This window comes from Corallococcus sp. 4LFB (genome assembly GCF_046520365.1).
GTDB classification, from domain to species: Bacteria; Myxococcota; Myxococcia; order Myxococcales; family Myxococcaceae; genus Corallococcus; species Corallococcus caeni.
The window spans coordinates 14,473-35,981 of sequence record NZ_JBKGHJ010000024.1; the positions used below are offsets into that span (position 1 = coordinate 14,473).

Sequence of the window (21,509 nt, forward strand, 5' to 3'; positions counted from 1 at the left end):
ATCACCCCTGCACGCTCTTGCGCTCCGCCGCCACCGGCGCCTCCGTCTGCTTCGCCAGCGCCTCCATGATCTGCTCCGCCTTCCAACCCGGGTCCAGCACCGGGCAGAAGTAGCCCGGGCCCGCGCGCTCGCGCACCGCCCAGGCGAAGAAGTCCCGGGCCAGGGTGTGGACCTCTTCCGGGAGGAAGAGCGCCGCGACGTCGTACTCCGTGAAGCGCATCAGGCCCGGGACGCGCCACTCTCGCTCCCAGTCGAAGCGGTAGCTGTAGGGCGCGTTGTGCGCGTCGCCCTGGATGTCCACGAAGGGCGTCACCGCCCACACGGGCTCCTTGTGCGGCTCCTTCGCCGCCAGCGCCTGATCCAACTGGTGCCGCATCGCCAGGTGCGCCGGGGAGCCGTACTGCACGTACCAGACGGGCCCTCCGCCCTGCGACAGGATGAAGCTCTTGCGGAAGGCGATGCCGTACAGGCTCCGGCGCTGCACCAGCCTCGCGAGCTGATCGAGCGGAATCTCGCTGAAGCACACCGAGCGGTGCCGGTCCGCCACCACCGCCTCCCGCCGCGCGATGCCAAACCCCTCCGCGCCCGGGATGAGCGTGCGCGCTCCCAGGATGCTCATCATGTTCTGGTAGGCGTCGTGGTACGGGGGCCCGGGCTTCGTGAAGTGCACCACGAAGTCGGACATGTCCCGCCACTGCGCATTCGCCTGATACCCGAGCATCGCCTCGCAAGACCCCCGCGCGAGTCTCCCGGCCCGGTCGCCCTATCGCAACACAACGTGCCGGGTTGTCCCCGGGCCTGCCCGCCCTCCGGACGTGCGGAGACGTCAGGGCAGGCGGACGGGCGCTGGCTCCCTCGGCCGCGCCAGGCCCATCAGCGCCAACCCCGCGAGCACCGCCACCAGGGCCACCGCCGCCTCGCGCGCGCTCGCGCCAAAGGCCACCAGCGTCAGGCCCAGCACCAGCGTGGGCACCGCGAGCAGCGCGTGCACCGGCCGCAGGCCCCGCTCCCGCCGCAGGGCCAGCACCGCCAGCGCCGCGGCCGTGACACCGAATTGCATCAGCACCGCGATGGCGGAGAGCGCGAAGAGCTCCGACAGGTCGCCCAGGTTCACGAACCCCAGCACCAGCGCCCACGTCACCGTGAGCGCCCGCATGGGCACGCCCGTCGCGGACATGCGCTCCAGACCGAACAGCGAGCGCTCCCCGGAGGCCAGCGCGGACAGGTAGCGCGGCGTCGTCACCATCATCCCCACGCAGATGCCCAGCGCGGACACGCTGGTGCCCGCGCCCACCAGCCGCTCCAGCGGCCGTGCAGCTGGCGAGCAAGGTGTTCGACGGGCTCAAGGACAAGACGGTGCTGGTGGTGGGCGCGGGGGAGATGGGCGAGCTGGCGGCGCGGCACCTGAAGAACGCGGGCGCCGGGACGCTCATCGTGACCAACCGCACGCTGGCCCGCGCGGAAGGGCTGGTGGCGGAGGTGGGCGGCGTGGCGCGGCCCTTCGAGGAGCTCTTCACGCTGCTGGCCTCCGCGGACGTGGTGGTGACGAGCACCGCGTCGCCGGTGCCCCTCTTCACGCGCGACAACGTGGGCGCGCTGGGCAAGGCCCGCAAGGGCCGGCCGCTGTTCATGGTGGACCTGGCGGTGCCGCGCGACATCGAGCCGGCGGTGGGGACGCTGGACTGGGTGCACGCGTACGACGTGGACGACATCCAGAAGTTCGTCGCGGACAACACCGCCGCGCGCGCGGAAGAGGCGCACAAGGCGGGCGGGCTGGTGGCGCAGGAGGTGGCGCGCTTCGCCCGGGAGCGCGCGCTGCGCGACGGGATGCCCGTGCTGGCCCGCCTGCGGCAGCGCGCGGAGGCCATCGCCCGCGCGGAGGTGGAGCGCACCCTGCTGGGCCTGGGTGACGGCCTCACCGACAAGCAGAAGAAGAGCATCGAGGCCATGGGACGCGCCATCGTGAACAAGCTGCTGCATGAGCCCACCGCGCGCCTGCGCGCCGTGGGGCCCCAGGGTGAAGGCAACCGGCTGGCGGGCGCCGCGGCGGAGCTGTTCGGCCTCACGGAGGCGGAGGCCGCCGCCATCGCTCCCCGGGAAGAGGACGCCGTGGCCGCGACCGCGGACGCGCGCAACACGGTGGTGGCCACCGGGAGCCGGCGATGAAGGCGGTGCGCATCGCGACGCGGGAGAGCCCGCTGGCGCTGTGGCAGGCGAATCACGTGGCCTCGCTGCTCACCCAGCGCAACCCCGGCCTGGAGGTCACCCTGGTGAAGATGACCACCGAGGGCGACCGCTTCCTGTCCGCGCCGCTGTCCCAGGTGGGCGGCAAGGGCCTGTTCGTGAAGGAGATAGAGCAGGCCCTGCTCGACGGCCGCGCGGACGTGGCCGTGCACAGCCTCAAGGACATGACGTCGGTGTTCCCGGACGGGCTGATGCTGGCGGCGGTGCCGGCGCGGGAAGACCCGCGCGACGCGTTCTGCAGCCCGGACGGGCACACGCTGGCGCTGCTGCCACCGGGCGCGAAGGTGGGCACGTCGTCGCTGCGGCGCAGCTGCATCCTGCGCGCGCGCCGGCCGGACCTGGAGATCGTCTCGCTGCGCGGCAACGTGCAGACGCGCCTGCAGAAGACGCGCGAGCTGAAGCTCGCGGGCGCCATGCTCGCGGCGGCGGGGCTCAAGCGCCTGGGCCTGGACCACCACATCACCCAGGTGGTGCCCGTGGAGGACAGCCTGCCTGCGGTGGGGCAGGGCGTGCTGGCCATCCAGTGCCGCGAGGCGGACGCGGACGTGCGCGCGCTGCTTGAGCCCCTGGAGGACGCCCTCACGCGCGACGCCGTGCGGGCCGAGCGCGCCTTCCTGGCGAAGCTGGAGGGCGGCTGCACGGTGCCGCTGGCCGGCCACGCCACGGTGGAGGGCGGCCAGGTGTACCTGCGCGGCCTGGTGGGCCGGCCCGACGGTTCGCGGGTGGTGCGGGGCGAGGTGAAGGGCCCCGTACCGGAAGCGGAGCGGCTGGGAGAGGCGCTCGCGGAGGAGCTGCTGTCGCGCGGGGCGGGAGACATCCTGCGCGATTTCGGCCGCCGCGACGGCGCGTCCCGCGCCTAGAGTGCCGGCCGTGGAACGGCGACTGGATGGCATCCGAGTCTTGGTGACGCGCCCCGTGAGCGGGCCGAGGAGCTGTGCTTCCTGCTGGAGGACGAGGGCGCGGACGTCCTCAGCCTGCCGCTGCTGGAGCTGCACCCGCCGGAGGACCCGCGCCCGCTCGCGTCCGCCGCGGAGCACGTGCAGCGCTACCACTGGGTGGTGTTCGCCAGCCCCTCCGCCGTGGAGTCCTTCCTGGAGGCCCTGCGGCTCGCGGGCACGTTGGATCGGCTGTCCCGCGTGAAGCTGGCCGCCGTGGGGCCGCGCACCGCCCGGGCCGTGGAGGGCTACGGCCTGAAGGTGGAGGCCGAACCCCACGAGGGCACCGGCGCGGCGCTCTTCACCGCGCTGCGCGACGTGCTGGGGCCGGACGACGACGTGCTCCTGCCGGCGGCGGAGGAGGGACGGCGGGAGCTGGAGGACGGCCTGCGCGACCTGGGCGTGCGCGTCACGCGCGTGACGGCCTACCGCAGCGCGGCCGCCGCCGTCGAACCGGAGGCCCTGGCCCAGCTGGCCGAGGCCCCGCCCCAGGTGGTGCTCTTCGCCTCGCCGCGCACCGCGGAGGCCTTCGTGGAGGGCGTGGGCCGTGAGCCGCTGGCGTCCGCGAAGGTGGTGGCCATTGGCCCCACGACGGCGACGGCGCTGACGCAGCTGGGCATCCCCGTGGCCGCCGTCGCCGAGCGCCCCACGCCCGAAGCGCTGGTGGATGCCACCGTCCGCGCCGTTCACGGATAGACTGTCCGCCCGGTGACGTCCGGGCGCCAGACTGGCGCCCCGTGCGGACGTGACGCGACGAGGTGCGGGTGATGATTCGTGGGTCGCAGCGGAGTGTCTTCCTCCTTGGACTGCTGGCGCTGGCCGCGACGGCGCATGCCCAGACGCAGGAGGACTACCAGTTCCTGGACCACTGGGTCCTCAACAACAGCCAGGACCCGTTCCCGTACTACGTGGACGCGCGCAACCTCACCCCCGGGGGCAATGACCTGGGCCTGGTGGAGGACGCGGTGAAGAAGGCCTTCCAGGTCTGGCAGGACGTGGACTGCGCGTGGCCCGCCTTCACGTACAAGGGCCGCTCCACCATCGTCCCCATCCCGGACGTGAACGACCGGCTGGACGGCTTCAGCGTCTCCGCCATCTGGATCACCGACCCGAACAGCACGGAGTTCAAGGACGTCCTCAACTCCGGCTACAGCATCGCGGAAGCGGTGCCGCTGCGCCACGGCGGCTACGTCTACCAGTGCGACATCTTCCTCAACGCCGTGACCTACAAGTTCACGACGGCCTCCACCACGCCCGCGGGCTTCATCGACATCCAGTCGGCGGTGATGCGCGAGGTGGGCCACTGCCTGGGCCTGGGCAGCACGTACCGCTTCGACGACGCGGTGATGTCCTTCTACCTGGAGCCCGGCACCCAGCGCCGCACCCTCACGTCCTACGACCGGGGCGCGTTCTGCAAGCGCTATCCCCAGACGGGCGCGGTGGGCTCGCCGTGTGACACCACCGCGTGCGGCGCGGGGCTCACCTGCGTCACCGCCCGGTCCACCACCAGCGGCGTCAACCAGAAGATCTGCACCAAGGCGTGCGCCTCCGGCACGCCGGGCGCCTGCCCCGCGCCCTACCAGTGCCTCGCGTCCACCGTCGTCTCCGGCTCGCAGTTCGCGTGTCTGCCGGAGCCCGTCGGCACGGGCACGAAGGTGGGCAACCCCTGCGCGGACGCCAGCACGTGCGGCGCGGCGGACTCGCGCTGCCTCTCGGACGCGGACAAGACCACCGCCTTCCCGGCGTGGACGGAGGGCTACTGCACGGAGTCCTGCCTCGCCAACGCGGACTGCCCCACCGGCTCCACGTGCACGACGGTGGGCTCCGTGGGCAAGCGCTGTCTGAAGGACTGCCGCCCGGGCAAGGGCGACTGCCGCGAGGGCTATACCTGCGCCACGCTGCCCGACAACGGGGGCGACGTGTGCGTCGCCGACTGCACCACCAGCAACGACTGCGGCGGCAGCTACGTCTGCCGCTCGTGCGACCACGCCTGCGTCGTCCAGAAGACGGGCACGCGCAACGTCGGCGAGCCGTGCCTCCAGGATTCGGAGTGCGGCACCAACCAGCAGTGCCTGAAGCTCAACGGCAACCCGCAGGGCGTGTGCGCGGAGCCGTGCTCGCTGTCCACGTGCACGTGCAGCCCCGGCAACACCTGCCGTCCGGCGGGCACCGGCGATGACCGCTTCTGCTTCCGCGACTGCGCCGCGGACACCTGCTCCTCGCCGCTCCAGTGCGTGCCGTTCGCGGAAGGGACCGCCTGCATCGCCCCCTGCCGCACCAACCAGGACTGCCCCAACGGCCTGTTCTGCGGCAACGGCGGCAAGTGCGAGGACCCCTACGCCCAGACGGACGGCGGCACCTGCGCCCTGTGCGGTGATGGCGGCACGCCGCCGCCCCCGCCGGTGGACGGCGGCACGGGGGGGACGAACAACGACCCCGGCGGCTGCGGCTGCCAGAGCGGCCCCTCGTCCGCGGCATTCCTCGTGGGGCTCGGGGTGTTGCTCCTGGCCACCCGCAGAAGGAGGAACGGTTGACCCAGGCGGCTCCCCCCGGAAGCAGCGGCCCCTCGCGCAGCGCCACGGACTTCACCCTGGGCTTCCTGCTGGAGGCCCTGGTGGCCCAGCGCCTGCTGAGCCCTCAGCAGGCGCAGGAGGTGCTGGCCCGGGAGCCCGCCGCGCGCGCCCGCGTCCTCAAGACGCAGGGCGCCACGGGCAAGGACGCCGCCCGCTATGAGGTGTCGCCCGTGGAGGTGGTGGCGGCCTTCCAGATTCCCGCGCCGGGTGGGCGGGGCGTGCTGGACGAGGACCGCCTCACGGAGGCCGCCGCGAGAGCTTCGGGGCTGGCCTACCGCAAGCTGGATCCGCTGAAGATGGACATGGCGCTGGCCACCCGCACGGTGTCCCGGCCCTACGCGCAGAAGCACGTGCTGCTGCCCCTGGAGCGCACCGAACAGGGGCGGCTGCGCGTGGCGGTGGCCAACCCCTTCGACCGGGAGCTCTTCGAGTCCTTCCACCGCCTCACCGGCGAGCCGGTGGAGCCGGTGCTGTCCGCGAAGACGGACATCCTGCGCTCCATCGCGGACATCTACGGCTTCAAGAAGACGCTGGCGAAGGCCGCGGACGACTTCAGCGACTCGCAGTCGCAGGTCGCCAACTTCGAGCAGCTGGTGTCGCTCAGCGGCACGCAGGAGCTGGAGGCGTCGGACCGGCCGGTGGTGCAGGCGGTGGACTACCTGCTGCGCTACGCCTTCGACAACCGCGCGTCGGACATCCACATCGAACCCAAGCGGGCCACCGCCGTGGTGCGCCTGCGCATCGACGGTGTGCTGCACCCGGTGTACTCGCTGCCGGCGCAGGTGCACCCGCCCATCGTGTCGCGCGTGAAGATGCTGGCGCGCATCGACATCTCGGAGAAGCGCCGCCCCCAGGACGGCCGCATCAAGACGGAGCGCGACGGCCGCGAGGTGGAGCTCCGCGTCTCCACGCTGCCCACCGCCTTCGGCGAGAAGGTCGTCATCCGCATCTTCGACCCGGAGACGCTGGTGCAGGACATCTCCCAGCTGGGCTTCGAGCCGGACGAGAAGGGCCACTTCGAGTCCTGGATTGACCAGCCCCACGGCCTCATCCTGGTGACGGGCCCCACGGGCAGCGGCAAGACGACGACGCTCTACTCCGCGCTCAAGGCGGTGGCGGGGCCGGACGTCAACGTCACCACGATTGAGGACCCCATCGAAATGGTGTGGGACACCTTCAACCAGGTGCAGGTGCAGCCCAAGGTGGGCCTGGACTTCGCGGGGGCGCTGCGCCACATCCTGCGCCAGGACCCGGACGTCATCATGGTGGGTGAAATCCGGGACGCGGAGACGGCGGAGAACGCGCTCCAGGCCGCGCTCACCGGCCACCTGGTGCTCTCCACGCTGCACACCAACGACGCGCTGGGCGCGGTGGCGCGCATGAAGGACCTGGGCGTGCCCGCCTTCCTCCTGGCGCAGAGCCTGCTGGGCGTCATGGCCCAGCGCTCCTGCGCCGCGTCTGCGTGCACTGCGCGGAGGAGGCGGTGCTCACGCCGGACGAGCTGCTGGCCCTCCAGGCCCCCCTGCCGCTGTTGCCCGGCGGGGTGAAGCTGTCCAGGGGGGCGGGGTGCGTGCGCTGCCGGGGCACCGGCTACTCCGGCCGCACCGGCGTCTTCGAAATCGTCTCCACCACCCGCGAGGTGCGCGAGCTCATCGCCCGCGAGGCGCCCCACGAGCAGCTGGTGCAGGCCGCGCGCAAGAGCGGCATGCGCACCCTGCGCGAGGCCGCCGTGCGCAAGCTGGCGCAGGGCCTCACCGCCTTCGACGAGGTGGTGCGGATGACGTCCGCCTTCTAGCCACACCCTCCAGGAACACGAAGGGCCCGCCGTGTGGAAACGGCGGGCCCCGCGGGTGACAGCCAGGAGGGCAGGGCGGCCTAGAAGCGCGCCTGCAGCAGCGTGTTGAAGCCCAGCGCGTGCGGCTTCTCGAAGTTCGGCTGCGCGATGCCCGTCACGTCGTCCTCGAACGTGGTCCGGTTGGTGTCGTACGTGTAGTAGACCTCGCCGACCGCCGCGACCGTCTCCGACAGGTCCCAACGGAAGGTGGCCTTCGCGGACCAGATGAGCTCCGCCTCGCAGGCGCCGGAGCCGCCGCAGGTGCTGGGCAGGATGCTCAGCTGGTTGGCGTCACGCACCACCACCGTGCGCGTGCCGGTGAGGCTGGGGGGCGGGTTGCTGCCGCCCACGAGCGGCACCGGGCTGCGGAAGGACGCCGGCTGCTGCGCGCCGAAGATGAAGCCCGGCGTCAGGTGCAGGCTCGCGATGTTGTAGTCCACGCCCAGCGCGCCGAAGACTTCCGGCTTCAGGACCGTGCCCGTGGGGAAGTCCTGGAACGGGGGGAAGCCCGGCACGTCGAACTGGATGAAGGACAGGCTGCGCACCAGCGCCAGCGCGTTGAAGCGGAACCGGTTGAGCTTCGCGCGGCCCTGGAAGGCGAGCGCCACGGCCCCCTGGGGCTTGGTGGCGCCGAACTTGTCCGGGTCCTGCAGGGTCTGCGTGAGGTAGCTGCCCTCCAGGGAGAGGGAGTACGAAAGGCCGCCCGGGTACTGCTCCGGCGCGAAGAAGCGCTGGTAGATTTCCGGGTCGTTCTTGTAGAGCCGGAAGTCCACGCTCGTGCCCACCGGCACGCCCACGTGGTAGACGACCTGGCCGGACACACCGGCCGCGTTGACGCCCGCCTCGATGGACTGGTTCGCCAGGCCCGGGACGATGCCCTTCTGGAAGTAGCCGCCGCCGGCCTCCACGCGCAGCGTCTCCAGGATGTCCCAGCCCGCGCCGGCCATCACGCCGTAGAGCGTCTCCTGCTCCAGGATGAGGTCGTTGAGCACCAGCGCCGTCTTGCCGCCCAGGTACGCGTACCAGCGGTCGCGCGTCAGCTGCAGCTTGGCGCCCGGCACACCGGCCGCGCCGGCGCGGTTGGTGAAGATGGGGCTGCCGCCCCAGGAGATGCGGTACGCGTAGCCCAGACGGAAGCGGTCCGCGGACACCGGGAAGCCGGTGAGCGAGATGCCTTCCTTCTCACCCCAGCCGGGCGGCTGGTAGTTCAGGCGCACGTAGCTGGAGTTGTCCAGGATGTCGACACCGCCGGACGGGCGCTCGAGCACCAGCAGCGTGAGGGCCGCCTCCGTGGTGAGGCCCTCGAAGAACGCCGGCATGCGCTTGTAGAGCACGACGTTCGACAGCGACTCGAAGCCGGAGAACTTGGTGTTGAAGTTGTCGTAGAACTGCGTGTTCTGGTTGCCCGCGCCAAAGCGCGCGTTGGGGCTGTTGGGAGTCGTCTCTCCCGCGCCCGCAAGCACGTTGTCGTCCGCGAAGACGAACGACAAACGGGTGTCCACGAAGTCCCCGGCCCATGCGGGCGCGGAAAGGGCTGTCAGGCCCGTCAGGGCCAGCGTCTGCAACGTTTTCAAATTCCCTCCAGGAAGCGGTCCGGGGGAGACCGCTCCTCCCAGCGCCCCGGCTTCTCGCCGGGGCGCTCAATGCGACTGCTCAAAGATGAATGGCGACTACGGGCACGGCTTGATGGGCTTCGGGCACTCCATCCCGGGCCGGGGTAGCAGCACAGGTCGTCCTGGTCTCGCGGCAGGACGTTCCAGCGCGGACGCGCGGGACCCACGTGCTTCAGGTGGCCCACGACGTCGAAGGTGGCCGCGCGCAGCTGCCGGCACTGGAGCGCCTTCGCCGCGTCAGGGTCGTTCTCGCTGCAGTCCGGGTTCAGGTCCGGCACCGCGTCCTTGATCTGCAGGCTGATGCGCGAGCGCGCGTCCGGCGCGACCTTGCAGCTGGCGTTGGCCGTGGCGGCGGCGTCGCGCACCAGCGCGACCGTCACCTCGGAGCCCTGCAGGGTGTACTCGTAGCGGGTGTTCGCGGGGATGAGCGTGCCCGTCTGGTCCACCGTGACGGTGTCGTCGCCGAAGCGCGCGCGCACCGGCTGGTTGCAGAGGACGTTCAGCCGGTAGCCCTGGGGCAGCGTCTTCGAGGGCTTCACGGACGTGTTGCCCACCGTGACGTTCAGGATGCGGCCGGGGACGGACTCGTCCAGGCCCGCGGAAGCCGGGCCCGTGGCGTTCATCTCCACCACGAACTGGCCGAAGTTCGTGTACGTCGTCTTCTCCGCGCAGATGGTGCCGGCGTACTCGCCAATGCCCAGCGTGCAGTCGATGACGCACTGGCGCTCCGGCAGGTCCGGATCATCCGGCGGCTCCTCGAAGCAGTTCTGCCAGCTGCGCGACGCGCTGGAGCCCACCGGGCAGAACATGGGCATGTCGTTGTTGCCGTTGGCGTCGCAGTTGCGGAACACCTTGGGGAACTTCACCCGGCGCAGCTTCACCAGCGACGACTCCAGGCTCTCCATCTTGTAGTTCTTGTAGCTGTAGCCACACAGGATGTCGTCCAGGTACGGCGACCCGCTGTAGCCGCACAGCCGGCCGTTCACCTCCACCGGCGGCACCTGGTCCAGGTACTTGTTCCACTCGCTCTGGGGCAGCAGGCGCACGTTCTCGCGCAGCGTCCAGGCGGGGAAGCTCATCTGCGTGGTGTTGGTGAACTCCGCCACCGTGCCGGACAGCGTCCAGAGCAGGTCGCCGGAGTCCAGCCCCTCCGGGAAGGAGTAGTTGTAGATGTAGATGCTGTTGAAGCGGCCGGGGTTGTAGCCGTCCGGCTCCGCGGTCTGGATGTTCGCGCCGGGGACGCTCTTCTCCAGCACGCGGCAGGCCGTCATGTCCGTGACGTAGAAGCCGCTGGAGTCCGTGCCCGTCACCAGCAGCATCATCTGCTTGCCGTTGTTGGGGTCCGCCGGGTCGCAGTTCTGCGTCAGCGGCTCGCCGGCCTCCGGCGGACGGCCCACGCGCATGAACTGCTTGACGAAGACGCTCCTCTCCGAGCCGCTCTCCGGCAGCTGGATGGTAGCCAGCGCGGGCTCCTCGAACCGGATGCCCGAGGACAGGCCCGTCGCGTACGTGCGCGTGGCCGGCTCCTGGGGCAGCTGGGAGAGGTCGCCCACGACGCCGCCGTCCGCGTAGTCCAGCTCCAGGTCCTGGTCCTGCACCCAGACGTGCGTCTCGCCGTACAGGTGGGCCACGCGCACGCTGCCGGTGCCCTTGCCGTTGGTGAGCTGGGTCCAGCGCTTGCCGTAGTCACCGGTGAGGTCGCCCGGGATGACCCGGAAGGACACCGGCCCGTTGAAGGACGTCATCTCCCCGCCGCTGCCGTCCAGCGCGGTGATGGACAGACCGATGTCCACGTCCGTGCGGGGCAGGGTGTAGGGGCAGTCCGCCGTGCCGCGCACCGTGGGCGGCACCGCCGCCTGGTCGTTGCCGTACTTCGCGGCGCACGCGTTCACCACCGGCAGCAGCGTGCCCGGCGAGTCCCCGGTGGTGATGCTGGTCACCTCCACGCGGAACGAGGTGAGCCCGGTGGGCGTCTCGGATTCCTTCGTGTAGCAGCCGGCCCCCAGGGCCAGCGTGGACAGCAGGACGAGTCGCTTCATCACTTCACCTTCCGCCCGATGCGGCCATCTTCGATGGCGCTCGCGACGGGCATGGCTGTGGGCTTCTCACAGAACGAGCGCAGCTGGTTCGTCACGGTACCGCAGGTGGGGTTGCCGCCCACCAGCAGGTCGCGGCAGGTGCAGCGGCCGGTGTAGGGGCCCTGCGGCAGCGCGCACTCCGCCAGCGCCGTTTCCTTCGTCAGGTCCGGCCGGCCGCACGCGGCCAGGGCCTTCTGCTGCTCCGCAGCGTCCGCGGGCAGCTTGAGCATGTCCAGGCAGGTGCAACCACCCTCCTGGTCAACCATCTTCCGGTTGAGGGCGTCTTCAAAGGCCTTGGACACCTTGCAGGAGTTCAGCGTCTTCTCATCCACCGTCCACTTGCCGTTGACGAGCGAGCCGCAGCGCGTGCCGTTGCTGGACGTCTCCTTGCCCTCGAGCAGGTCCTTGCAGCTGCAGAAGCCCTGCATGTAGCCGATGAGCGAGTCGCGCAGGCTGATGCCCGTCTCGATGCGCGTGGTGTTGCGCTTGAGCACCGTGAAGCCGGAGCCGCCCTTGGCGATGTAGTCGTTCACCGCGACCTTGTACGTGCCGTTGGTGTCCAGCGGCTTGCCGTTGATTTGGATGTTGATGCCCGGGTGCGCCCAGCAGCGCGAACCCGCGGTGTCCTCCAGGCACGTCCACGGCGCGTGGCCCTCGCGGTCCGCCTGGGGGCAGTCCGTGGCCACCGTGGCCGGGGTGCACGCGATGCGCAGGTCGTTGAGCTGCACCTGGGCGCAGTCCATGGTGAAGCGGGCGCCGGAGATCTGCGCCTGGCTCACGCACCCGCGCTCCGCGGAGCGCTCGGTGACGAAGTCGAACATCTCCTGCATCTCCACGCCGGACAGGTACATGATGTTGATGGTGTTCTCGAACGGGAACACGTTGAACATCGCCTCCTGCGTGACGACGCCCGCGTAGAGGTTGTCGCGGATGCCCAGGGAGTTGGTGAGCGCCATCTCCGCCTCCACGCGGTTGCGCTTGCGCATGGAGTCCGCGGCGATGTTGCCCAGCGGCGAGTCACCGCCGTTGGAGTTGTTGCGCCGCTGCACGTCGAGCGGGGCGTAGGAGAAGATGGAAGTGAGCTGCAGCTTCACGTCCATGCCCAGCAGGTACGGGATGAGCAGGTCCGTCGTCTGCGCGTCCTCCTGGCGGCCGCACTCCGCGATGGCCTCGCGCACGCCCGGCGCCTCAATGAACTTGCCCGGGTCCCAGAAGACGCCGTCCTCGAAGCGGAGCGCGCGCATCGCGTCGTTGCACCAGAGGCTGTCCACCGGGAACGCGTGGTAGTCCTGGCTGACGACCTCGGCGCCCTCGCCCTCGCCCAGCTGAGAGGGCATCTTCACGACCAGCTCCAGCCGGCCCACGTACTTGGCGAACGCGCCCGAGTGCGACAGCACGACCTTGCGGCCGGCGGGGTCCGTCACGAGCTGCGGCGGGTTGAGCACCACGTGCAGGTGGCCGCCCAGCACCACGTCCATGCCGCTGACGCCCGCGATGTGCACGCGCACCACCGACTTGTCGTTGCCTTCCGGCCCGAACCACTCCAGCACCTTCCACGCGTCGTGCGAGCGCTCGATGAAGGGCTTCGCGCGGCCGTACTCATAGTAGGCCTCGTAGCCCTGGATGAGATCCTGGTCCTCGGTGAGGCCCAGGTGGCTGACGATGACAATCAGGTCCGTCACCGGGCGCAGCAGCTCCACGTAGGCGCGCGCGGCCTCGTTCTGCTCCAGCGGCGTCACCTGCAGGCTGTTGCCGCCCTCCACGATGGAGTTGAGCGAGGAGATGTTCGCCATGCCGATGACGCCCACCCGCAGACCCTTGAGGGTCTTGATGGTGTAGGGGTTGGTCACCATGGCGGTGCCGTTGGTGCCCGTCGTCTTCGGGTCGTCCCAGAAGTAGTTGGCGGCCAGGAGCGGGAAGTTGGCGAAGTTGCGCGCCTTCTGGGTGAAGTTGAGCGCGCCGGCGTCGAACTCGTGGTTGCCCACCACGGCGGCGTCCAGGTGCTGCTCGGACAGGAAGCGGAACTCCGCCTCGCCCGTGTTCACGTTGAAGATGGGCGCGCCCTGGAAGCAGTCGCCCGAGTCCAGGTGCAGGATGCGGTCGCCCTTCTTGCGCTCGCGCTTGAGGATGGACGCGATGCGCGTGGCGCCGCCGAAGGGCCCGGCCTCCGGGATGAGCTCCAGGTCCTGGTCCGTCTTCAGCGGCGTGAAGTCGTACGGGATGAGCCGCGAGTGGATGTCAGAGGTATGAAGGAGGGTAAGCCGCACCTCCTGACCTTCGAGGTGGTAATCCTGGCCTTCCAGTACTGGCATGCACGAGGCGAGAGCCAGGGCGCAGGCGCAGAAGAGGCCGAGCAGTGCGCGACACATTCGTGACGGATCCGTGATTCGTAGGGAGTGACGACTTGAGGACGGCGCAACCTACGGGATCAAGGGTGCACGGGCAAGCAACGCCACCGTGGCACCTCCACCTACTTGGGTACCAGGAGAGCAGGCAGACATGCGTCCCAGCAGTTCCAATGTGACTGACATCGAGATCATCGAGGATTTCTCCGCCACGGCGCGTTGTGACGAGGGGTTCCTCCGGGTGCGCCGGCTGCGCTGCCGCAACCGGCGCGCGGACGGGTCCTCCTCCTCCGTGTACCGGGTGGATGTGGTGGACCGGCCCCGGTTGGACGCGGTGTCGGTGCTCATCTACCGCCGTGCGCCGGATGGAAACGTGGAAGTCCTGACGCGGATGAACCTGCGCCCCGCGGCGTACTTCCGCCGCGAGCAGACCGCGTCCATGACGGTGCCCGACACGGTGAGCTATCTGCGCGTGGAGGAGATCGTCGCGGGCCTGCTGGAGCCGTCCGACAAGGGCGAGGAGGGCCTTCGCCGCCGCGCGGCGGAGGAGGTGAAGGAGGAGGCGGGCTACACGGTGCGGCCGGAGGACATCCAGCTCTTGGGCGGGGCGTTCTTCCTCGCGCCGGGCATCCTGTCGGAGAAGGTCTTCCCGGCCGCGGTGGACGTCACCGGCGTGGCGCAGGGCGAGGTGGAGGGGGACGGCTCTCCCCTGGAGGAGGGCCTCCACCTGCAGTGGCGGCCGCTCTCCTCGGTGCTGGAGGCGTGCCGGCGCGGGGACATCGCGGACGCGAAGACGGAGGTGTCCCTCACGCGGCTGCTCGCCCGGCTTTCCTGAGCCGCTTGCTGTTTCCGGGGGGAGGAGGGACGGGGTAGGGTGCGGCCCGTCCGTTTCCTCCTCCAGGCGAGGTTCGTCGCATGTCGTCGCTGCCCCCGTGGCTGGCCCAGCTGTTGCCCATCCTCATCCTGCTCGGGGCCATTGGCCTGGTGCTCTCGCGGCTCCCGAAGGTGGAGCTGGGGCACAGCGATGCGTTCCGCCGGCGCCGCTTCTTCAACTGGTTCCCGCTGGGCCTGACGTACGCGTTCCTCTACATGGGCCGCTACAACGTCAACGTGGCGACCAGCGCCATGGGCGCCCAGACGTCCAACGCGGACTTCGCGACCATCTTCTTCTGGGGGACGCTCACGTATGGCGTGGCCTTCCTCCTCAACGGCCCGCTGACGGACAGGCTGGGCGGCCGCTTTACCATCCTGCTGTCCGCGGGCGGCTCCGCGGTGGCGAACATCGCCATGGGCGGGCTGGTGTACGCGGTGCTGAAGAACGGCTGGGCCCCGCCGGGCGGCGTGGTGGCGTGGCTCGCGTTCCTCTACAGCGTGAACATGTACTTCCAGAGCTTCGGCGCGGTCTCCATCGTCAAGGTGAACGCGTCGTGGTTCCACGTGCGTGAGCGCGGCCAGCTGGGCGGCGTCTTCGGCATCCTCATCTCGCTGGGCCTGTACTTCGCGTTCGACTGGTGCCGCTTCATCGCGGACGCGGCGCCGGTGTGGTGGGTGTTCTTCGTGCCCGCGGCGCTGCTGCTGGCCTTCCTGGTGCTGGACTTCTTCGTCATCCGCGACACGCCCTCCCAGACGGGCCACCCGGACTTCGACACGGCGGATGCGTCCAGCGGGGAGACGGGCCCTGCGCTCAGCGTGCCGCAGCTCTTCGGCAAGCTCTTGAGCAACCGCGTCATCCTCATCATCCTGGGCGTGGAGTTCTGCAGCGGCTTCCTGCGCAACGCGGTGATGCAGTGGTTCCCCAAGTACGCCAAGGCGGTGGGGGAGTCCGGCGGCTTCGTGGCCTCCAACTGGGGCATGCTGTCGTGCGTCGCGGGCATCCTGGGCGGCATGTTCGCGGGCGTCATCAGCGACCGCATCTTCGACTCTCGCCGCGGCCCGGTCTCCACGGTGCTCTACGCGGGCCTGCTGCTGGGCGCGGTGGGCGCGGTGTTCCTGCTGGGGACGGCCGGGGCCGGCTGGTCCGTGGTGTTCATGTCCCTGTGCGTCATCGGCGTGCACGGCATGCTGTCCGGCACGGCCACCATGGACTTCGGCGGCAAGAAGAACGCGGGCATCGTGGTGGGCATCATCGACGGCGCGGTCTACGCGGGCACCGCCATCCACGCGCTCATCTACGGGAAGATCCTGCCCACGGGCGAGGCCATGAAGGACCCCGCCAACTGGAAGCCCTGGCCCATGGCCATGCTGCCCCTGGCCGTCCTGGGCCTGGTGCTGGCGTCGCGGGTGTGGAACGCGAAGCCCCAGCCCAGGGCCGCGCCCCTGCCGGTGGGCGACGTCATCCCGGGCGCCGTGCCGGGCGCGTCGTCCCGGACGGGCACCCACGGTTGAGGCGCCGCGGGAGCGCTCCGGGTGTGCCTCCCCGGACGCTCCCCTGTCCCTGGGTGGGGGTGGCTCCCGTGTGACAGGCCTGTGACATAGACTGGAGTCCGTGTCCCAGGCCCCCGAAGCACTCCACAGCCGGTTCGACGTCCACGACCGCAAGCAGTTCGAGATCAAGCTCGAGTACCAGCCCACGGGCGTGGACGAGACGCGCTATCTGGTGGAGGCCTACCTCTTCCTGCCGTCGAGCCTGAACATCGACGCGGAGACGTATCCTCGCGCGGACTTCTACGCGGACATCCACAACTACGTGCGCTTCAAGACGCCGGTGATGGAGCTGGGAGAGCTCCTGTCTTCGGAGGGCTCGCCGCTGGTGAAGCTGGAGGCGTGGCAGCGCACGGGGCTGGCTCCGGAGGCGGACGTCGTCTACCAGGCGAAGCTCTTCTCGTGCGTGCTGCGCGGCGCGCTGCGCCGGTTCGCCACCACGGTGGAGACGCGCTGCGACGCCAAGGCCGGCGAGGCGGGCAGGGTGGACCTGGAGTCGGTGGTGCGGCAGGCGGGGGACTCCGTGCCGGTGGTGCTGGAGCGCTTCCGCGCGTGGCTGCGCGCCACGGGGGAGGCGAAGCTCCAGGAGAAGACGCGCGCGTCGCTGCGGCTGGTGGACGAGTACGTGAGCCTGCTGGTGGAGCAGTTCTTCCGCCGCGCGGTGGCGGACATGGACGCGCTGCCGCGCACGGGGCCGTGGCTGCCCCTGCGCAAGGGGCTGATGGAGGCGGTGCTGCGCGAGGAGTCCTACCGCAAGGAGCACCGGCTGCGCTCCGTGTTGAGCCCCACGGGGGACAACGAGGAGTACATGCAGCGGCTGGGCTTCCTGAAGAAGTTCTGCATGAACGTGCTCTTCCTGTCCTCGCGCCGGCGCCAGCGGCGGCAGGGCTGGGAGGAGGTGCTGTTCGCCATCGCGGCGGGCGTGGCCATGGCGTTCGCCACGTCGGTGGCGCTCTGGGCGCAGGTCCGCTTCACGCAGGTGAGCCTCAACTTCTTCCTGGTGGCCGTGGTCGGCTACATGATGAAGGACCGCATCAAGGAAGGCCTGCGGCGCATGTTCAGCCGCGTGGCCGCCACGCACCTGTACGACCGCACCACGGACCTGGTGGACCCCGTCACGGCGCGCGCCATCGGCATCTGCGAGGAGCGCGTGGACTACGGCGCGGCGGTGAAGGTGCCGCAGGCGGTGTCGTCCCTGCGGCTGCACGACGACTTCCTCACCGTGTCCCAGGGGGAGCTGTCGGAGGCCGTCATCCGCTACCAGAAGCGCATCGTGCTGGACGCGCGCCTCTTGCCCCGCTCCGAGCGCGGCCTCACCGGCGTGACGGACATCTTGCGGCTGAACGTGGGGCGCTTCCTGCGCGACATGGACGAGCCGGAGTTCGCGCTGGAGTACGTGGACCTGGAGGACTTCTCCGTGGGCCACATCCGGGGCGCGAAGCGCTACCCGGTGGACCTGGTGTTCCGCTTCACGGTGATGGAGGCGGGCGTGCGCAAGGAGTCCGCGCAGCTGGTCCGCCTGGTGCTGGACCGCAACGGCATCCAGCGCATGCAGAACTTCGTCCGGACCCCAGACGCTCCGGCGGCGGAGTCGGCGGAGCCCGGGGGGTCGGTCCCCGTCCAGCCGGCCGCGTTGCGCGCGGGCGCGTGATTTGATGGCCAGCCCCGCGCCGGGGGCATGTATCTTCTGGCGTCCATGGCTTTTGAAGACCTCAAGCAACGCGTGCGGCCGGACTGGCGCGACACGCTGAAGGGCATCCTGGAGAAGGCCCGCTCGCTCGGCCCCCAGGCGGTCCTGGCGTTCGACCTGGACTCCACCCTCTTCGACAACCGGCCCCGCCAGGCGCGCATCCTGCGCGAGTACGGCGAGGCCCAGGCGCTGGCCCTGCTCCGTGCGTGCGAGCCCCGCCACTGGGACACCGGCTGGGACATGCGCGCCGCCATGCGGGCGTGCGGCATGACGGACGCGGAGGTGGAGCAGCGCTACGCGGACGCGCGCGCCTTCTGGCAGGAGCGCTTCTTCACCAGCGCCTACTGCGTCTCCGACGAGGCGATTGATGGCGCGGCGGCCTTCACCCAGGCGGCGGCCGCCACGAGCGCGCAGGTCGTCTACCTCACCGGCCGCCATGAGGCGATGCGCGAGGGCACCGTCGCGTGCCTCGCGCGCTGTGGGATGGTGACGCCCCCTGGCCCGGACGGGCGCGTGCACCTCATCATGAAGCCCACGCTCGCGGAGAACGACGACGCGTTCAAGCGCGACGCGCACGCGCGCCTGGGCCGCATGGGCACCGTGGTGGCGGCGTTCGACAATGAACCCACGCACGCCAATGACTACCGCCACCGCTTCCCGGAGGCGACAGTCATCCACCTGGCCACGGACCACTCGGGACGTGCCGTGGAACTGATGGAGGGCATCGTGTCGGTGCCGCATTTCTCCATGGAGGACGTGACGCACCGCGCCTGAAAGAAAGGCGGGGTGGAGGACGTTTCTGAAAGGCTTTGGAAGTCCCTTGGCCGCGCGCTAAGAGGCGCACGGCGTTCGCCGCCCTTTCCCCCTCGGGTCCCCAGGGGCGGCCCAGACGGAGGCATGCCGCGGTGGCCAGCGCGTACTCGAAGGACCTGTTGTTGACGATGTACCGGAAGATGTACCTCCTGCGCCGCTTCGAGGAGCGGGCCGGCCAGCAGTACACGCTGGGGAAGATCGCCGGCTTCTGCCACCTCTACATCGGCCAGGAGGCCGTGGCGGTGGGCTGCAACGAGGCCATCCGTCCGGATGACTACATGCTGTCCGCCTACCGCGACCACGGCCAGCCGCTGGCCCGTGGCAGCGACGCCGGGATGATCATGGCGGAGCTGTTCGGCCGGGGCTCCGGCTACAGCAAGGGCAAGGGCGGCTCGATGCACATCTTCGACATCGAGCACCACTTCTACGGCGGCTACGGCATCGTCGGCGGGCAGATTCCGCTCGCGGCGGGCATGGCCTTCGCCAGCCGCTACCGCAACGAAGACCGCGTCACGGTGTGCTTCTTCGGCGACGCGGCCGCCAACCAGGGCTCGTTCCACGAGACCTTCAACATGGCGCAGAAGTGGAAGCTGCCGGTCATCTACATCTGCGAGAACAACCGCTACGGCATGGGCACGGCCATCGCGCGCACGTCCGCGGTGCCGGAGATCCACAAGCGCGCGTCCGCGTACGGCATGCGCGGCGAAGCGGTGGACGGCATGGACGTCCTCAAGATGTACGAGGCGGTGAAGGACGCCGCGGAGTACTGCCGCGCGGGCAAGGGCCCCGTGCTGATGGAGGCGAACACGTACCGCTTCCGCGGCCACTCGATGGCGGACCCGGCGAACTACCGCACCAAGCAGGAGGTGGAGGACGAGCGCAAGAACGACCCCATCCCGAAGCTGCGCGAGTTCGCGATGAAGCAGGGCTTCAAGCTCACCGACGCGGACTTCGAGGCCATCGAGGAGGAGGAGAAGCGCGCGGTGGACGCGGCGGTGAAGTTCGCCGACGAGTCGCCCGAGCCCAGCGTGGACGAGCTGTGGCGCGACACCATCGTGGAGCCGGGCGAGGAGGACGTGCGCCCGCGCGAGCGCGTGCTGGGCGTGAAGGTCACCAACTGGCCGAAGTACCCGTCGGGCCAGGAGCTGAAGGTGACCTGGGACCTGGAGCCCCGCGCCGAGGCCGAGCAGGCGGACAAGAAGGCGGGCCTGAGCCGCTAGCGCTCACGCCTCCCCCAAGCCACTACCCTTTCGAGATTCGAGTTCGGAGCCGACGATGCCCGAGTTGATGTATCGCGAAGCGTTGAACCAGGCGCTCGCCGAGGAGATGGAGCGCGACGCCAATGTGTTCCTCATTGGCGAGGAGGTGGGCCGCTACAACGGCGCGTTCAAGGTGTCCCAGGGCCTGCTGGACAAGTTCGGGAGCGCGCGCATCATCGACGCGCCCATCAGCGAGCTGGGCTTCACCGGCCTCTCCGTCGGCGCCGCCGCGGTGGGCCTGCGCCCGGTGGTGGAGATGATGACCTGGAACTTCGCCATCCTGGCGATGGACCAGATCGTCAACAACGCGGCCAAGCTGCGCCACATGAGCGGCGGCCAGCTGCGCTGCCCCATCGTGTTCCGCGGCCCGGGCGGCGCGGGCGGCCGGCTCTCCAGCCAGCACAGCCAGGCGCTGGAGGCCAACTACGCGCACTTCCCCGGCCTGAAGGTGATTGCCCCGGCGACCCCGGCGGACGCCAAGGGCATGCTCAAGAGCGCCATCCGGGACGAGAACCCGGTGGTCATGTTCGAGGGCGAGCGCCTCTACGCCGTCAAGGGCGAGGTGCCGGAAGGCGAGCACATCGTCCCCCTGGGCAAGGCGGACGTGAAGCGTGAGGGCACGGACGTCACGCTCATCACCTGGAGCCGGATGTACTACTTCTGCATGGAGGCCGCGGAGGCCCTGGCGAAGGAAGGCATCAGCGTGGAGGTGCTGGACCTGCGCACCCTGCGCCCCCTGGACGAGGAGGCCATCCTCGCGAGCGTGCGCAAGACGAACCGCGTCGTCATCTGCGAGGAGGGCTGGGCGCTGGCCGGCATCGGCGCGTCCGTGGTGGACCTCATCCAGTCCCAGGCGTTCGACGACCTGGACGCGCCCGTCGTGCGCGTCACCGGGTTGGACGTGAACATGTCCTATGCGGCGAACCTGGAGAACGCGACCCAGCCGGACGCGCCCAAGATCATCGCCGCCATCAAGAAGGTCCTGTACCGCGAGGGAGCCTGAACGCGCATGTCGACGCCCATTCAGATGCCCAGCCTTTCCCCGACGATGAAGGAGGGGAAGATCGTCAAGTGGCTGAAGAAGGTGGGAGACAAGATCTCCTCCGGAGACGCCATCGCCGAGGTGGAGACGGACAAGTCCAACCTCGAGGTGGAGGCCTTCGACGACGGCTACCTCATCCAGATCGCCGTGCCCGAGGGCGAGGTCGCCGCGGTGGGGTCGCCCATCGGCTACCTCGGCGCCAAGGGTGAGAAGGCCACGGGGAGCGCTCCTTCCGCCCCGGCCCCCCAGAAGACGGAGGCCCCGAAGGCCGCGGCGCCCGCCGCCGCCCCGAAGCCTCCCGAGCAGGCTCCGGCCCCCGCCGCCAGCGGCGCGGGTGAGGGCATCGCCATCCTGATGCCCTCGCTCTCCCCGACGATGACGGAGGGGAAGATCGTCCGGTGGCTGAAGAAGGAGGGGGACAAGGTCTCCTCCGGGGACGCCATCGCCGAGGTGGAGACGGACAAGTCCAACCTCGAGGTGGAGGCGTACGACGACGGCACGCTCGCGCGCATCACCGTGCGCGAGGGCGACATGGCCAAGGTCGGCGCGCCCATCGCGTTCCTCACGCCCAAGGGCGCCAAGGCCGGGGCGCCCGCGCCCCAGGCTCCGGCCGCTCCGAAGGCGCCTGCCCAGGCTCCCGCCGCCGCGGCTCCGTCCGCGCC

15 protein-coding genes and 2 pseudogenes are annotated in these 21,509 nt (G+C 70.2%); 12 read left to right on the forward strand and 5 right to left on the reverse strand.

All coding sequences use genetic code 11. The features are described 5' to 3' along the window. Position 1: 1 nt before the first annotated feature. Complete coding sequence (locus tag ACLEQD_RS04790) at positions 2–685, reverse strand: abortive infection system antitoxin AbiGi family protein (protein WP_410382093.1); 684 nt, start codon at positions 683–685, stop codon at positions 2–4. Between the two features lie 141 nt (positions 686–826). Then, complete coding sequence (locus tag ACLEQD_RS04795; protein WP_410382094.1) at positions 827–1,294, reverse strand: hypothetical protein; 468 nt, start codon at positions 1,292–1,294, stop codon at positions 827–829. Between the two features lie 5 nt (positions 1,295–1,299). On the opposite strand from ACLEQD_RS04795, the pseudogene hemA reads away from it, so the two are divergent. The 5 genes and pseudogenes from hemA to ACLEQD_RS04820 all read left to right on the forward strand — a co-directional run. Beyond that, positions 1,300–2,166 (forward strand): annotated as a pseudogene (gene hemA / locus ACLEQD_RS04800) (glutamyl-tRNA reductase); the annotation flags it as partial. Next, on the forward strand, positions 2,163–3,104 hold the full coding sequence (gene hemC / locus ACLEQD_RS04805) for a hydroxymethylbilane synthase (protein ID WP_410382095.1): 942 nt from the start codon (positions 2,163–2,165) through the stop codon (positions 3,102–3,104). The pseudogene hemA and the gene hemC, both read left to right, overlap by 4 nt. Before the next feature lie 129 nt (positions 3,105–3,233). After that, positions 3,234–3,875 (forward strand): uroporphyrinogen-III synthase, encoded by a 642-nt coding sequence (locus tag ACLEQD_RS04810; RefSeq protein ID WP_410382107.1) that lies wholly within the window; start codon positions 3,234–3,236, stop codon positions 3,873–3,875. A 71-nt stretch (positions 3,876–3,946) separates the two neighbouring features. Beyond that, positions 3,947–5,713, forward strand: coding sequence for an MYXO-CTERM sorting domain-containing protein (locus ACLEQD_RS04815; RefSeq protein ID WP_410382096.1), 1,767 nt, complete (start codon positions 3,947–3,949; stop codon positions 5,711–5,713). Further along, a pseudogene (locus ACLEQD_RS04820) lies at positions 5,710–7,547 on the forward strand (GspE/PulE family protein). Before ACLEQD_RS04815 ends, ACLEQD_RS04820 begins: the two are co-directional and overlap by 4 nt. Positions 7,548–7,627: 80 nt before the next feature. On the opposite strand, the gene ACLEQD_RS04825 reads toward ACLEQD_RS04820, so the two are convergent. From ACLEQD_RS04825 to ACLEQD_RS04835, 3 genes are read right to left on the reverse strand one after another with little or no spacing between them, the layout of a single operon-like run. Next, on the reverse strand, positions 7,628–9,160 hold the full coding sequence (locus ACLEQD_RS04825; RefSeq protein ID WP_410382097.1) for a hypothetical protein: 1,533 nt from the start codon (positions 9,158–9,160) through the stop codon (positions 7,628–7,630). Continuing rightward, on the reverse strand, positions 9,157–11,238 hold the full coding sequence (locus tag ACLEQD_RS04830) for a hypothetical protein (protein WP_410382098.1): 2,082 nt from the start codon (positions 11,236–11,238) through the stop codon (positions 9,157–9,159). The genes ACLEQD_RS04825 and ACLEQD_RS04830 overlap by 4 nt, the downstream gene beginning before the upstream one ends. Then, positions 11,238–13,544 carry a bifunctional metallophosphatase/5'-nucleotidase gene (locus ACLEQD_RS04835; RefSeq protein WP_410382099.1) on the reverse strand — a complete coding sequence of 769 codons (2,307 nt, stop codon included), beginning with the start codon at positions 13,542–13,544 and terminating at the stop codon, positions 11,238–11,240. The genes ACLEQD_RS04830 and ACLEQD_RS04835 overlap by 1 nt, the downstream gene beginning before the upstream one ends. A gap of 232 nt (positions 13,545–13,776) precedes the next feature. On the opposite strand from ACLEQD_RS04835, the gene ACLEQD_RS04840 reads away from it, so the two are divergent. From ACLEQD_RS04840 to ACLEQD_RS04870, 7 genes are all read left to right on the forward strand, one after another. After that, positions 13,777–14,457 (forward strand): NUDIX hydrolase, encoded by a 681-nt coding sequence (locus ACLEQD_RS04840; protein WP_410382100.1) that lies wholly within the window; start codon positions 13,777–13,779, stop codon positions 14,455–14,457. Positions 14,458–14,537: 80 nt separating this feature from the next. Then, positions 14,538–16,007 carry an MFS transporter gene (locus ACLEQD_RS04845; protein ID WP_410382101.1) on the forward strand — a complete coding sequence of 490 codons (1,470 nt, stop codon included), beginning with the start codon at positions 14,538–14,540 and terminating at the stop codon, positions 16,005–16,007. Positions 16,008–16,107: 100 nt separating this feature from the next. Next, the gene (locus ACLEQD_RS04850) at positions 16,108–17,694 is read left to right on the forward strand and encodes a hypothetical protein (protein WP_410382102.1); all 1,587 of its coding nucleotides are present in this window, start codon (positions 16,108–16,110) and stop codon (positions 17,692–17,694) included. A gap of 45 nt (positions 17,695–17,739) precedes the next feature. Continuing rightward, the gene (locus ACLEQD_RS04855) at positions 17,740–18,507 is read left to right on the forward strand and encodes a hypothetical protein (RefSeq protein ID WP_410382103.1); all 768 of its coding nucleotides are present in this window, start codon (positions 17,740–17,742) and stop codon (positions 18,505–18,507) included. 131 nt (positions 18,508–18,638) lie between these two features. Then, on the forward strand, positions 18,639–19,766 hold the full coding sequence (pdhA, locus tag ACLEQD_RS04860) for a pyruvate dehydrogenase (acetyl-transferring) E1 component subunit alpha (protein WP_410382104.1): 1,128 nt from the start codon (positions 18,639–18,641) through the stop codon (positions 19,764–19,766). A 55-nt stretch (positions 19,767–19,821) separates the two neighbouring features. Then, entirely contained in the window at positions 19,822–20,808 is a 987-nt protein-coding gene (locus ACLEQD_RS04865; protein WP_410382105.1) for a pyruvate dehydrogenase complex E1 component subunit beta, read from the forward strand. A 6-nt stretch (positions 20,809–20,814) separates the two neighbouring features. Beyond that, on the forward strand, positions 20,815–21,509 hold a 695-nt coding region (locus ACLEQD_RS04870), incomplete at its 3' end, for a biotin/lipoyl-containing protein (protein ID WP_410382106.1).